At 65.1% G+C, this 12,841-nt stretch carries 16 protein-coding genes and 1 pseudogene; 5 read left to right on the forward strand and 12 right to left on the reverse strand.

Going from position 1 to position 12,841, the window contains the following annotated elements; genetic code table 11:
- Both VH499_RS25045 and VH499_RS25050 read right to left on the reverse strand, forming a co-directional pair.
- A partial coding sequence (locus tag VH499_RS25045; protein WP_332055500.1) for a phytanoyl-CoA dioxygenase family protein occupies positions 1–657 on the reverse strand: 657 nt, incomplete at its 3' end.
- A gap of 1 nt (position 658) precedes the next feature.
- Entirely contained in the window at positions 659–1,420 is a 762-nt protein-coding gene (locus VH499_RS25050; protein WP_332055501.1) for an SDR family oxidoreductase, read from the reverse strand.
- Positions 1,421–1,573: 153 nt separating this feature from the next.
- On the opposite strand from VH499_RS25050, the gene VH499_RS25055 reads away from it, so the two are divergent.
- Entirely contained in the window at positions 1,574–2,761 is a 1,188-nt protein-coding gene (locus tag VH499_RS25055; protein ID WP_332055502.1) for a serine hydrolase domain-containing protein, read from the forward strand.
- Here VH499_RS25055 and VH499_RS25060 read toward each other — a convergent pair whose 3' ends face one another.
- From VH499_RS25060 to VH499_RS25070, 3 genes are read right to left on the reverse strand one after another with little or no spacing between them, the layout of a single operon-like run.
- Positions 2,762–3,982, reverse strand: coding sequence for an adenylate/guanylate cyclase domain-containing protein (locus tag VH499_RS25060; protein WP_332055503.1), 1,221 nt, complete (start codon positions 3,980–3,982; stop codon positions 2,762–2,764).
- The gene (locus VH499_RS25065) at positions 3,979–4,848 is read right to left on the reverse strand and encodes an SMP-30/gluconolactonase/LRE family protein (RefSeq protein WP_332055504.1); all 870 of its coding nucleotides are present in this window, start codon (positions 4,846–4,848) and stop codon (positions 3,979–3,981) included. Before VH499_RS25065 ends, VH499_RS25060 begins: the two co-directional genes overlap by 4 nt.
- 19 nt (positions 4,849–4,867) lie before the next feature.
- Positions 4,868–5,848 carry an aldo/keto reductase gene (locus tag VH499_RS25070; RefSeq protein ID WP_332055505.1) on the reverse strand — a complete coding sequence of 327 codons (981 nt, stop codon included), beginning with the start codon at positions 5,846–5,848 and terminating at the stop codon, positions 4,868–4,870.
- A 96-nt stretch (positions 5,849–5,944) separates the two neighbouring features.
- On the opposite strand from VH499_RS25070, the pseudogene VH499_RS25075 reads away from it, so the two are divergent.
- Positions 5,945–6,115, forward strand: a pseudogene (locus VH499_RS25075) (Rdx family protein); the annotation flags it as partial.
- 3 nt (positions 6,116–6,118) lie between these two features.
- Here the strand turns inward: VH499_RS25075 and VH499_RS25080 are convergent.
- Together VH499_RS25080 and VH499_RS25085 are read right to left on the reverse strand one after the other, a co-directional pair.
- On the reverse strand, positions 6,119–7,105 hold the full coding sequence (locus tag VH499_RS25080; protein WP_332055506.1) for a hydroxyacid dehydrogenase: 987 nt from the start codon (positions 7,103–7,105) through the stop codon (positions 6,119–6,121).
- Positions 7,106–7,251: 146 nt separating this feature from the next.
- Positions 7,252–7,731 carry an Lrp/AsnC family transcriptional regulator gene (locus tag VH499_RS25085; RefSeq protein WP_332055507.1) on the reverse strand — a complete coding sequence of 160 codons (480 nt, stop codon included), beginning with the start codon at positions 7,729–7,731 and terminating at the stop codon, positions 7,252–7,254.
- 91 nt (positions 7,732–7,822) lie between these two features.
- Here VH499_RS25085 and VH499_RS25090 point away from each other — a divergent pair, with 91 nt between their 5' ends.
- On the forward strand, positions 7,823–8,068 hold the full coding sequence (locus VH499_RS25090) for a DUF6356 family protein (protein ID WP_332055508.1): 246 nt from the start codon (positions 7,823–7,825) through the stop codon (positions 8,066–8,068).
- Positions 8,069–8,130: 62 nt separating this feature from the next.
- Positions 8,131–8,517: an HPF/RaiA family ribosome-associated protein gene (locus VH499_RS25095; RefSeq protein ID WP_332055509.1), complete on the forward strand. Its 387-nt coding sequence runs from the start codon at positions 8,131–8,133 to the stop codon at positions 8,515–8,517.
- 55 nt (positions 8,518–8,572) lie between these two features.
- Here VH499_RS25095 and VH499_RS25100 read toward each other — a convergent pair whose 3' ends face one another.
- The 3 genes from VH499_RS25100 to VH499_RS25110 form a co-directional block, all read right to left on the reverse strand.
- Entirely contained in the window at positions 8,573–9,181 is a 609-nt protein-coding gene (locus VH499_RS25100) for a DsbA family protein (RefSeq protein WP_332055510.1), read from the reverse strand.
- A gap of 73 nt (positions 9,182–9,254) precedes the next feature.
- The gene (locus VH499_RS25105; protein ID WP_332055511.1) at positions 9,255–10,436 is read right to left on the reverse strand and encodes a M20 aminoacylase family protein; all 1,182 of its coding nucleotides are present in this window, start codon (positions 10,434–10,436) and stop codon (positions 9,255–9,257) included.
- Complete coding sequence (locus VH499_RS25110; protein ID WP_332055512.1) at positions 10,437–11,231, reverse strand: alpha/beta fold hydrolase; 795 nt, start codon at positions 11,229–11,231, stop codon at positions 10,437–10,439.
- A 129-nt stretch (positions 11,232–11,360) separates the two neighbouring features.
- Between VH499_RS25110 and VH499_RS25115 the strand changes: the two genes are divergently transcribed.
- A complete protein-coding gene (locus VH499_RS25115) occupies positions 11,361–11,729 on the forward strand; it encodes an MliC family protein (protein ID WP_332055513.1) in 369 nt (122 codons plus the stop codon).
- Between the two features lie 2 nt (positions 11,730–11,731).
- Here VH499_RS25115 and VH499_RS25120 read toward each other — a convergent pair whose 3' ends face one another.
- Both VH499_RS25120 and cydB read right to left on the reverse strand, forming a co-directional pair.
- On the reverse strand, positions 11,732–11,833 hold the full coding sequence (locus VH499_RS25120; protein ID WP_332055514.1) for a DUF2474 domain-containing protein: 102 nt from the start codon (positions 11,831–11,833) through the stop codon (positions 11,732–11,734).
- Positions 11,833–12,840 (reverse strand): cytochrome d ubiquinol oxidase subunit II, encoded by a 1,008-nt coding sequence (gene cydB, locus VH499_RS25125; protein WP_332055515.1) that lies wholly within the window; start codon positions 12,838–12,840, stop codon positions 11,833–11,835. Before cydB ends, VH499_RS25120 begins: the two co-directional genes overlap by 1 nt.
- Between the last annotated feature and the right edge of the window lies 1 nt (position 12,841).

Below are 12,841 nucleotides of genomic sequence, written 5' to 3' on the forward strand. Positions count from 1 at the left end.
GGTGCAGCGCGCCCAGGTCGGGATGTAGCTGATGCCGAGCCCGATCCGCCGGTCGTTCGAGCGGTTGGGCCGCGAATTGTGCACGAGATGCGTGTGGTGCAACGAGAACTGGCCGGCCTTCACCGGCATGTAGGCCGTCCTGGTGCGATCGACCTCGGCCGCCAGCGTCTGGCCGCGCGACAAAAGATTCTCCGGATCCTGTATCTCGGCATGGCGGAGCTGACCGAGCTTGTGTGAGCCCGGGACCACCTCCATGCAGCCCGCCTCGATCGAGGCATCCGTCAGCGCCACCCAGGCCGTGACGTGGCAGGCCGGCTCGAGCGCGAAGTAGGTCGCGTCCTGATGCCAGCTTACATAGGTGCCCGAGCCCGGATCCTTCGGCCAGACACTGAGATGGAACAGCCGGATGTCCGGCCCGATCAGGTCCTCGACCGCATCGAGCACCTCGGGCGCATGCACGATCTCGTCGACCCAGGGAAAAAGCAGGTGCGGCTTGAAATTGTGGCCTCGGCCCATCTTCTGGCCCTCCGCGCGCTCGAACGCTTCGAGCTTGTCGCGCCAGGCCCGCGCCTGACCGGCCGAGAATCCGTCCACGGGACAGATGTAGCCATCGCGCTCATAGGCGGCGATCTGATCGGGAGTAAGCTTCCTCGGCATGTCAATGCGCCGTCCAGCCGCCGTCGACGAACAGCAGCGTGCCCGTGACAAAGGACGAGTCGTCGCTCGCGAGAAACAGTGCCGCCCGCGCCACCTCCTCCGGCTGGCCGATCCGGCCCATCGGATGGCGCTGCTTCCAGACCAGACGCGCCGCTTCGGGATCGGCCTGACGCTGCAGCGAACGCGCCGGCATCGGCGTATCGATGACCCCGGGCATCAAGGCGTTGATGCGGATGCCCTGGCGCGCGTGATCGACGGCAATGGTCTTGGTGAAGGAAGCAATCGCGCCCTTCGATGCGACGTAGGCCGCGTTCTTGCCGAGGCTCGACTGGGCGAGTTGTGATCCTATCGTCACGACGGCTCCCGATTGCGCCGCGATCATCGGCTTGATGGCATGATGGATCCAGAGATACGTACCCTTCACGTTGACCGCGAAAGTCCTGTCCCAGGCTGCCTCGTCGACACTGTCGACCGTCCCGCCGAGCGACACGCCGGCCGCCGTCAGAAGGATATCGATCCGACCCCATTTCGCCAGGACCTGATCGACGCCCTCGCGCGCAAGGCGTCCGTCGCTCACATCGGCGACGATGGTGATGGCCTCGCCACCGCGCTCTCCGATGCCCGCTGCGACCCGGCCCAGGCCCCTCTCGTCGAGATCGACCAGGGCGAGCCGCGCACCTTCCGCTGCGAACAGGCGCGCCGACGCAGCGCCAATGCCGGAGGCGGCGCCGGTGACGATGGCAACGCGGTGCTCGAGCTTCATGGCGGCAAGCGCAGCGTCGCCCCGCGTCGAAGGAAGATCAACCGCCTTGTGCCGCATTGCGCCCCGTGCCCTAATTCCGCCAGTACCGGTGCAGGATCACGAGGGCGCAGCAAGACGCCCGATGGAGGAAGCGAAAAACCCAGGAGGAACGCCATGAAGACTGCAGTGGACGGGCTGCTCAAGGACGCTGTCGCCGAGGGCGACGTTCCAGGCGTTGTCGCGGTCGCGACGGATGCCAAGGGCACCACCTATGAAGGCGGCTTCGGCAAGCGCGTGCTCGGCCAGCCGGCCGAGATGACCCCTGACACCGTGGTCTGGATCGCCTCGATGACCAAGGCGATCACCGGCACCGCGGCAATGCAGCAGGTCGAGCGCGGCAAGCTCAGTCTCGACGCGCCGGCAAAATCGGTGATCCCCTACCTCGGTGAAGTCGGCGTGCTGGAGGGATTCGATGCCGCCGGCAAGCCGATAACGCGCAGGCCGCGCCGCGACATCACGCTGCGGCATCTGCTCACCCACACCGCCGGCTTCTCCTACGAGATCTGGAATGCCGACATCATCAAATACCAGCAGGCCATGGGCGTGCCGGGCATCACAGGCTGCGAGAACAAGGCACTCACCACGCCGCTCCTGTTCGACCCCGGCGACCGCTGGGACTATGGCATCAACATCGACTGGGCCGGCAAGATGGTCGAGGCGGTGAGCGGCCAGAAGCTCGGCCAGTATCTCAAGGACAACGTGCTGGGTCCGCTCGGCATGAACAGCACCGCCTTCTTCATCTCGCCCGAAATGCGCGGGCGGCTCGCCAAGATCCATCATCGCGGCGCCGACGGCTCGCTGACGCCCGACATGGAGCTCGAGATCCCGCAGCAGCCCGAGTTCGAAATGGGCGGCGGCGGGCTCTACGGCACCGCCGGCGACTACCTGAAGTTCGTGCGCATGATGCTGAACCAGGGCAAGTCCGACCGCGGCGAGCAGGTCCTGAAGCCCGAGACCGTGGCGCTGATGTCGAAGAACGCGATGGGCGATTGCAAGGTCTCGCTGCTCAAGACGGCGATGCCGCCGCTGTCGAACGACGCGGAGTTCTTCCCCGGGCTCGAGAAGCAATGGGGCCTGAGCTTCATGATCAACAATGTCGAGGCGCCGACCGGCCGCTCGGCCGGCAGCCTCGCCTGGACAGGCCTCGCCAACACGTTCTTCTGGATCGACCAGAAGAAGGGGACAGGCGGTGTCTTCGCCACGCAGGTCCTGCCCTTCGTGGATACGAAGGCGCTGCCGCTCTATCTCGCCTTCGAGAAAGCGATATACGACGCCGGTCGCCAGGCCCTGGCAGCGGAATGACTAACGCGCCAGGGTGAAGAGTTCCGTTTCCTCGCGGACGCCGCGCAGCCGGTGACTGCCGAGGGAGACCAGGTGGTCGCGGCTGCGCCCGGCGGCGGCCGCGAAGGCCTGGCTGACCAGCAGACTCTGGCCGAGCTCCTTGCACAGGAGCTCGATGCGGGCGGCCTCGTTCACGGCCGGGCCGATCACCGTGAAGTCGAGCCGCGCATCGGTGCCGACATTGCCGTACAGCACCTTGCCGACATGGAGCGCGATATCGAGGCCGGGTGTCGCCTGGTCCGACTTGCGTCGTTCCTCCGCCATAAGGTCCATCAGGTCGAGTGCTTCGCCGGCGGCCGTGAGGGCGAGCCCGCAGCTCTCGTCGCGGCGGCGCCGTTCGGTGGAAAAGATCGCAAGCAACCCGTCGCCCATAAACTTGAGGACCTCGCCGCCGCGCCGCGTCAACGGTCGCACCATGCAGTCGAAGCAATCGTCAAGCAGGTTGATCAGCTCGTGCGGCGGCAGCCTGTCGGCAAACCCCGTGAAATCACGCAGATCGGCGTAGAACAGGACAGCCTCGACGCCCTGCACCTCGCCGCGCTGGACCGTGCCGGAGAAGACGCGTGCCGCCGGGTCGGTACCGAGATAGGCAGCGAGCAGACCCTGGCCGACGGTACGCAGCGTGATCGCCTTCACCGCGAGCGCGAAGAGCGGCAGCACCGTGGCGATCGCAGTCATATCGGACGGCGAGAAGCCTCCGGGCCGGTCGGTGCTGACAGAGCACACAAGCCCGAGCCGCCCGCCTGCCTCGGTGATGGTCGGTCCCTGGATCTGAAATTCAAATTCGCCGAAAGGAAAGATGCGACCGAACCAGTCGGTCATTCCGGCCTCGCGCAGTTCGGCAAACAGAGGAGCCTCACCTTCGCTCGCAGGCAAGGTCAGATCCAGCCGCCGCTCGGCCATGCCTTGGCGCAGCATGGCGACGAACGGGCTCTGCGCGATGATCGGCGCATCGACCTCGGCATGCTGGAACTCGAAACGGGTTGCGGGTCCTGTGGCGCGGTCCCAGATGACACTGCGCGCGCGCACCAAAGGATGCAGCGTGTTCATGCCGACGAACAGGCGGGCGGCGGCAATACCCGCCTCGTTCAGGCGGCGGCCGAAGCCGTCGATCAATTCCTCGAAGGGCAGATTGCGCAGGCCGGACTCGACCAGCCATGCGGAAAGCGCGTCGGACTTCATGCCGCCGGCAAGGCGACGCGGGCAGGCGGCAACGGAAGGCCTGCGACCTCGACCCGGCTGCGGAAGATGCTGCCGCAGTTGTCGTGTGGGCCGCCGCGCGATCCGGTGACGACATAGAGATCGCGGAGATCGTCGCCGCCGAAGCACAGGCTCGTGACCATGGGAAGGGGAATCGCAACGTCCTCGCGGTGCGTGCCATCGGCGTTGAACACGACGACGCGTCCGCCATGGGCATCGGCGACCCACACCGACCCGTCGGCGGCGACTTTCAGGCCATCCGGCACCCCGTCCGGCGCAAGGCTTGCGAACGATTGCCATGAACCGACCGTGCCATCGGACTGGACAGGGTACACGCGCACCATGCCCGCCCGCGCATCGCAGTGGTAGAGGCGCCGTCCGTCGGGCGAGAAGCCGAGACCGTTGGTCAGCAAGATGCCGTCGGAGATGGTGCGCATCCTTCCATCGACGTCGATGACATGGAGATGTCCGGGTTTGGGGAGTTCGCCGCCGAAGACGCGAAAGGCGAGCGAGCCGACATAGACCCGGCCCGCCTGGTCCGTCGTGAGATCGTTGAAGCCGGTGGCCCCCGGAATCGAGTCAAGCGACAGCAGCGATCGCGTTCCGCCATCGGAAAGCGACACCCAGGCGATGTCGCGTCCACCGACGACCAGCCCACCCGAGGCATGCAGCGCCATGCCGCCGATGCCGCGCCGCTTGGGAAGCACCTGGGACACGTGGCCTGTCCGGTTCAACAAATGCACGCCACCGTTCAGAACGTCGCTGAAATAAAGACCTCGCGCCGGGTCCCAGACCGGCCCTTCGATCAGGCCGTAGCCTGTGGCTACCTGCTCAAGCTCGCGTTGCATGCGGCGGGCTCCTCTTGGGTCAATTCTGCGGCGAAACGCGGAACTGGTAGGGCTCCTCGAGCTGCTTGCATTCCTCGTCGCTGAGCGCGATCTCGGTCGCCTTCGCCGCCGAGTCGAGCTGTTCGAGGCCGGTGGCGCCAATGATCGGCGCGCCCATGTAGGGCTTGGCCAGCAACCAGGCGAGCGCGATCTGCGCCGGCGTGCAACCCCGCGCCGCCGCGATCTTCTTCAGGCGCTCGATGATCTCCCAATCGCAGTCGCGATAGGTCCCGGTCTGGACTTGCGTGTCGTTCTTCGACCGCTCGGTCGCGCCGCCGCCTTCCCTGCTGCGATTGCCGGCAAGAAATCCACGCGCCAGCGGCGAATAGGGGATCAGGCCGACGCCCTGCTCGTGGCAAAGCCGGTTCATCTCGCGTTCCTCCTCGCGCTGTATGAGATTGTACAGGTTCTGCATGGCAATCGGCCGCGCGTAGCCCTTCCAGTCGGCGATCACAGCCATCTGCGCGAACTTGTAGGCCGGCATGGTCGAGCCACCGATGTAGCGCACCTTGCCCGAGCGCACGATCTGGTCGAGCGAATACATGGTCTCTTCGACCGGCGTGTGAGGGTCGAGGCGATGGACCTGATAGACGTCGATGTAGTCGGTCTGAAGGCGCTTGAGCTGCTCGTCGAGCGAGGCCATCAGATGCTTGCGGCCCGTGCCCTGGTCGTTGGCGACCGGGCTCATGCGAATGCCGACCTTGGTCGAGATCACGATCTCCTCCCGTTTCGTGATCTTCATGAGCGTCGCGCCCATGATTTCCTCGGAGCGGCCGAAATTGTAGGTATCGGCGGTGTCGAAGAAGATGATGCCGAGGTCGAGGGCACGCTTGAAGTAGGCCGGCGCCTCGGCCTCGTCGAACTTGCCCCAGCCACGGCGGCCCTTGGCACCCCACGAGTTACCGCCAAGGCAAATGCGGCTCACGATCAGGCCCGAGCGGCCGAGCGGTCCGTACTTCATCAAAAATTCCCCCTTGTTGCGCCGAGCTTAAGGTCCCACCTTTGCAGAATGAAGGTCCTGATCGAATATTGCGGCGCTTGAGGCTACAAGCCGCAAGCCCTCCGTGTGAGGGAACGCCTCGAGAAGATGGGTGCCGCCGACATCGAGTTGCGTCCCGGCAAATCCGGCCAGTTCGACGTCTCAGTCGACGGCGCCCTGAAGTACACCCGCAGCAAGACCGGTCGCTTTCCGACCGACGCCGAGATCGAGGGTCTGCTGCCCGGGTAGAATTCAGGCCAGGACTTCCTTGTTTACGCAGTTGGCGGCGTTGGGACGGCCGTCGAACACCGACAGGATGTTCTCGACGGCGGTGACGGCCATGCGGTCGCTCGCCTCCTTGGTGACGCCTGCCATGTGCGGACTGAAGATGACGTTCTCCAGGGTAAAGAGCTTGTTCTTCGGGTCGGGCGGCTCGCGGTCGAGCACGTCGAGGCCGGCGCCGCGCAGCTTGCCGGCGCTCAGGGCATTGTAGAGCGCCTCCTCGTTGACGATGCCGCCGCGGGCGGTGTTCACCAGGAATGCGTCGTGCTTCATCAGCGCCAGCGTCTCGGCGTCGAACATGTTCACCGTATCCGGCGACTTGGGACAGTGGACCGAGACGAAATCGACCCTGGGCAGGATCGCCTTGAGGTCGGTTACCTTGCTGGCGCCCGCCTTCTTGATCTCGTGCTCGGGAATATTGGGATCAAGCACGTAGGTATTCATGTCGAAGGCGACGCAGCGCTTGACCGTGCGCGAGCCGATGCGGCCCATGCCGACTACCAGAACGGACTTTCCCGAAAGATCGGCGGGCAGATCGGAAAGCCGCTGGCCCCAGGCGCCTTCGCGAACGAAGCGGTCGTGCTTCCTCGTGAGCCGCGCTGCGGCCAGCATCATATACATCGCATGTTCTGCGACGGAGACCGAGTTGGCGATGCCGGTGGTCATGAGCGGAATCCTGCGCTTGTTGAGCGCCGGGATCTCGACCGCGTCGAAGCCCACGCCCAGGCGCGCCACGACCATCATGCCAGGTGCGGCGTCGAGTTCGGCCTGACGGAACGGTGTGGCGCCCAGCGTCACGGCGTTGGCGTCCTTGAGCTTGGGAAGCAGCGACGGGGCCGAATCATCGGTCAGGATCTCGTATTCGACATCGTCGCGCTTCTTCAGCACATCGAGACCCGCCTGAGGCATGCGTCCGACAATCAGTACCTTCTTGCGATTCTTCTTCCCCGTAGCCATGCTTTCCCCGCGATCTTGGATCGAACGGCCGCGATCCTAGTGGCGAGCGCAGAGCGGGGCCACATCGAACGCAGGTCGCCGCGACATGGTGGACCTGATATTTCGCGGGGCAATCGGCCGAGCCACTCAAGGACAGATAGGGCCAGTCACGACAGATAGGAAAGCGGAAGCCGGGTCGTGGATTTGATTTCCTCCATAGCGAACATGGAGGTGACGTCGGAGAGCTCGATCCGCGCGATGAGGCGCTTGTAGAAGGCGTCGTAGGCATCGATGTCGGGAAGGGCGAGGCGGATCAGGTAGTCGATCTCGCCGCTCATGCGATAACAATCCATCACCTCCGGAAACGAGGCCACCGCCTTGGCGAAGCGCGCCAGCCACTGCGCATTGTGTTGCGCGGTGCGCACGGCAACAAACACCGTGACGGCCGCATTCACCGCCCTGCGGTCGAGGAGTGCCACCCGGGCGCGGATGACGCCTTCCTCCTTCAGGCGATGGATGCGGCGCCAGCAAGGCGTGGTCGAGAGGCCGACGCGCCTCGCCACCTCGGCCAGAGGCATGTCCGAATCGTCCTGCAGGCAATCGAGAATCTTCCGGTCGAAGGAATCGAGCAATAATTTCGCTGACATGGCCATTTCCTTGGAATTTGGTTCTCGATATTGGCGTCCGTAGCGTAAAGCTTGCAACCCGTTTCCCGCGCCGCCGGCTAGACTTCCCGTCATGTTGCGGCGTTTCACCGACCATCCCGCCTCGGTCGACGAGACCTACCTCCAGCACATGGGCATGGCGTTCAGCTTCGGCATGCGTATGCTGATGGGCAGCTTCGCCTGCTTCGTGCACGGGCTCTTTCCGTGGCTTTGCCTTACTCGCGGCAGCGACACGGTCCGCAGCTTGCATCATCGCATGGTGACCAATCGCGCAGGGCGGCCGCAGCAGCCGGATGCCCGCTTGGCGAGCGTCAAGTAGATCCGGCAACCGGCCTTCCGGCGCGGCGTTTACGCAGGGGTAACAAGCGCAAGGGGATGGCCATGGAAACGCCACTGCGAGTGACCTTCCAGGGGGGCGAAACCAGCGAAGCCCTGGACAGTTTCATCCGTGAGCATGTCGAGAACCTGGAGAAGCTGCACGGCCGCATGACGGCCTGCCATGTGATCGTGCAAGTGCCGGACCGGCACCATCGCACCAGCAATCTCTATAGCGTCAACATTCACCTCGTCCTGCCGGGCAACATCAACATCGACATCGACCATACGCCGCAGGTGGACGACCGGTTTGCCATGCCGCAGTTCGCCGTCAACGACGCTTTCCGCCGCGCCAAACGCCTGCTGAAGGATCGCGCAGAAAGGCAGCGCGGCGAAGTGAAGACGCTGCACGAGCGCGTCGAGCGCACCATCGACCAGCCACCGGACCGCTGACGGCCGGTTGCCGATCGTTCGCCTCCCCCGACAGGACAGCCGGCCTCTCGCCACCTCAGGCAGCACGGCGGCGGTCTACGCCCTTTTCATCGAGACGTTCCCGCAACAGCCCGACGCGGTCGCCGCCCCAGAAGAGCTCGCCCTCGAGGACAAAGGTCGGCACTCCGAAAACGCCCGACCCCTCGGCCTCGTTGCGCAGTCGATCATGCTCCACCCCGCCCTCGCCGGCCAGATAGTCCGGGAAGCCGGCAGGCGCACCCGCTTCGAGGAGCAAGGCCTCGACCGCCGCGACATTCTCCGGATCGATGGCGCGGCGCCAAAAGCGGTCGAAGGCGAGGTCGTTGTACGCACGGAACACGCCATGCCTTTGCGCATAGAGCATGCCCGTCTGGATCGGGCGTGCGAAGTAGATCTTCTTCGGGCCCATGAGCGTCAGGCCCTGCTTGTTGGCAAAGCGGCGTGCATCCATGTAGGCATAGCGCACGCGCCGCCAATGATGCGGATCACGCCCGGCGACCGAGCCCTGGAACGCGGCGATATCGAGCGTATAGGGCCGCCACGTCAGCATGACGTCGTAGTCGGCCTCGAGCTGATAAGCCCACGCTTTCGCGACGAAAGCGTACGGGCTGACATAGTCGGACCAGAGGGTTATTTCTGCGGTCATGGTTCATGCGGTCGGCGCGCACCACGGGCGCTCTTCATCATGAGCGCGCAGGATGCGCGCGATCCGGAATAAGCTACCTCGCGTCCTTCGCCAGCTTTGTCTCCACCACGCGCGACCACAGGGTGGCGCCGAGCGTGATGATCTCGTCGTTGAAGTCGTAGCCCGGATTGTGGACCTCGCAGCCGCCCTCGCCGCCGCCATTGCCGATGTTGATGAAGGCGCCGGGCACCTTCTCCAGCATGTAGGAGAAGTCCTCGGATGCCATCACGTAAGGACCTTCGCGGTTCATGTTCTCCTCGCCCACGATCGAGGCGGCGACGTCGGAAATGAACGTCACCGAGTTCCTGTCGTTCACCAGGGGCGGGAAGACGACACGCACATCCGGCTCCGCCGTCCCGCCCAGGGTCTTGGCGATGCCGCGCGAGATCGTCTCGATGCGCTCCTTGATCAGGGCCATCGTCTCCTTGCGGAAGGCGCGGATGGTGCCGCGCAGCACCGCTTCCTGTGGAATCACGTTGTAGGCGTCGCCGGCATGCATCTGCGTCACCGAGATCACCGCCGAATCGAGCGGCGCCACGTTGCGCGACACCACGCTCTGCAGGGCCGAGATGATCTGCGTGGCGATGACGACGGGATCGATGCCGGTCTCGGGCCGCGCACCATGTGCGCCCTTGCCGGTGATCTTGATGTCGAACAGGCCGCCGCCCGCCATTTGCGGGCCGGTGCGGATGGCGAACTTGCCGACATCGAGCTTGGGCCGGTTATGCATCCCGAATATCTGCTCGCAGGGGAACTTGTCGAACAGGCCGTCCTTCACCATGGCCTCGGCGCCGCCACGGCCTTCCTCCGCCGGCTGAAAGATGAAGTGCACCGTGCCGTCGAAGTTGCGCGTCGCCGAAAGATATCTGGCCGCGCCGAGAAGCATGGTCGTGTGGCCGTCGTGGCCACAGGCATGCATTCGTCCCTGGTGACGGCTGCGATGGTCGAAAGTGTTGTGCTCGTCCATCGGCAATGCATCCATGTCGGCCCGGAGGCCGATCGCCCTGGGGTTGTTGCCGACGCGGATCGTGCCCACGACGCCCGTCTTGCCGATGCCGGTCGTGACCTCGCAGCCCCATTCCTTGAGCTTGCCGGCGACGATTTTCGAGGTTCGCTCCTCCTCGAAGCCGAGCTCGGGATGGGCGTGGATGTCACGCCGGATGGTGGTCAGCTCGTCCGCGAAGGCGTTGATCTTCGGTTCAATCTTGGCAGGCATTCAGGACTCCAGCAGGAAGGTGGTTATTACACGCCGAAATTCGGCGCCATGCACGCCCGGATAGAAGTGACCACCGTCCGGCAGCACATAGGCGCGCGCGTTCGGGATCAAGCGGACCAGCTCCTCGGTGAAATAGAGCGGCGTCACCATGTCGTCCCGGGCGCAGATCGCGAGCGTTCGCGCCCGCACGCTCTGAAGCTGGGTGTGCCGATCATGCGCCACGATGGCGGCGATGCGGGACAGCACGATCTCCGGGACGGGAATGGTCTCCTCCGCCTTCGCTTCCGCTGCCGCAAGATCGGCGTCGTGGTCGCGCACCCACGCCGGCATGTTGAGCGCCAATGCGCTGGCTTTGAGATAGGCTGCGGCTCCCAGTTCGCGCAGCATCCGGGAACGCACCTCGAACAGGCGACGGAAGAAGGCGTCGGTCCTCGCCCAGGTCGCGCTCAGCACCAGCCGGTCGATTCGTTCGGGCTTCTCGATCGCGAGCACCTGGCCCATCGCGCCACCCGTCGAATGGCCGCACCAATGGACCTTGTCGAAGCCCAGTCCCTCGATGAGCTGCACGGCATCGTCGGCCATCTGTGCCACGCTGTAGTCGATGTGCGACAGCGTGCTCCGGGCGGTGCCGCGATGGTCGTGCACCACGACGGTAAAGCGCTCGGCGAGCGCGGCGACATTCTCGCCCCAGAACCGGCCGTCGCCGCCCAGGCCCGGCACGAGAAAGAGCGGCGGGCCGCTTCCTGTCTTCTCGTAGTAAAGCTCCGCGCCATCGCGCAGCCTGAAATACGGCATCCATCTCCTCCGGCCCGCCCTGCAGCGGACGCGGCAGTATGCGCAGGCGACGCCGTGCTTGGAAGCGTTGCCCTGCAGGCCAAGGCCGTTAAGCTCCCGCTCCCCGAAACTTACGAAGGAAAACGTTCGATGCGTCCCCTGTCGATTGCCACGGCCATGCTCCTCGCGCCCCTGGGGGCCTGCGTGCAACAGGCTTCGGCAATCAGGACTACAGCACCGATCGCGCGACCGGCGCCCGACGATCTGGCGCCGCGCGGCATCGCCTACACTTGCGAAGACCACAAGGAAGTTCTGGTGGTCTACGCCAAGAACCGGGCGACGGTCACGTTCGAGAACAAGACGTGGCGCACGGAGTATCAGCCCGCCGGCGATGGCTTCCGCTACACCGATGCCGCGGTTCAATGGGCAGGCCGGGATGATCTTGCCGCCTTGCGCGAGAATTACGGCACCGGCCGCCCGCTTGCCTGGAATTGCCGCCCATCGCGCCTCACGACCTGACGTCACTTGAGCCAGAGGCGGATGCCGTAGTCCACAAGGGCAATGGCGCCGACGCCCGCCGCCCACAGGCTCATGAACCACAGCCACTGCCGCGCGGACGGCATCAGTGATAGCCCTCATGTCCCGTCTTGCCGCGGAAGACCCAGTACGCGTAACCGGTGTAGGCAAGAATGATCGGCACCATGATCGCCGCCCCGGCGAGCATGAATTCGAGGCTGGCCGCAGGCGCGGCGGCATCCCAGATCGTGACGGCGCGCGGCACAACATAGGGATAGAGGCTGACGCCGAGACCGGCGAGGCCGAGCGCAAACAGGGCGAGTGCGATCAGGAAGGGCCAGTGATCGTGCTTGTGGCGCAGCGCGAAGAAGAACGCGACCGAAGCAATCGCGACGAGGAGCGGCACCTGCGCCGTGAACATGACCTGCGGCCAGGCGAACCAGCGTGTCGCGTAGTCATTGCTGAGCAGCGGCGTGGCCGCACTGACCGCCGCGATGCCTGCGATGGTCGCGATGCCGAGCCGCAGCGCCAGGCGATGGCAATGATTCTGCAGAGTGCCCTCGCTTTTCATGATCAGCCAGGTTGCGCCCAGGAGCGCATAGCCGCAGACGAGGCTCACCCCGGCCAGGACACTGAAGGGCGACAACCAGTCCCACCAGCCGCCAGCATAGGCGTTGTCGCGCACGGCGATGCCCTGCAACAGGGCGCCGAGCGTGATGCCCTGCGCCAACGCCGCAACGACCGAGCCGAGCGCAAATCCGGCATCCCAATACTTGCGATGCCGCGGCTCGCGCCAGCGGAACTCGAAGGCAACGCCCCGGAAGATCAGCGCCAGCAGCATGGCGATGATCGGCGTGTAGAGCGCCGACAGGATGATGCCGTAGGCGATCGGGAACGCGGCCATCAGCCCGCCGCCGCCCAGGACCAGCCAGGTTTCATTGCCGTCCCAGACCGGCGCGATTGAGTTCATGGCGCTGTTGCGCTCCTGCCCCTCGGCGAAGAACGGGAACAGGATGCCGATGCCGAGATCGAACCCATCCATCACGACATAGGCGAAGATCGCGAAGGTAATGATGAAGGCCCAGACGGTGGGCAGGTCGAAGGCGATCGCCATG

Origin of the sequence: Reyranella sp. (genome assembly GCF_036558665.1) — a bacterium.
In the GTDB taxonomy this organism is placed as follows: Bacteria; Pseudomonadota; Alphaproteobacteria; order Reyranellales; family Reyranellaceae; genus Reyranella.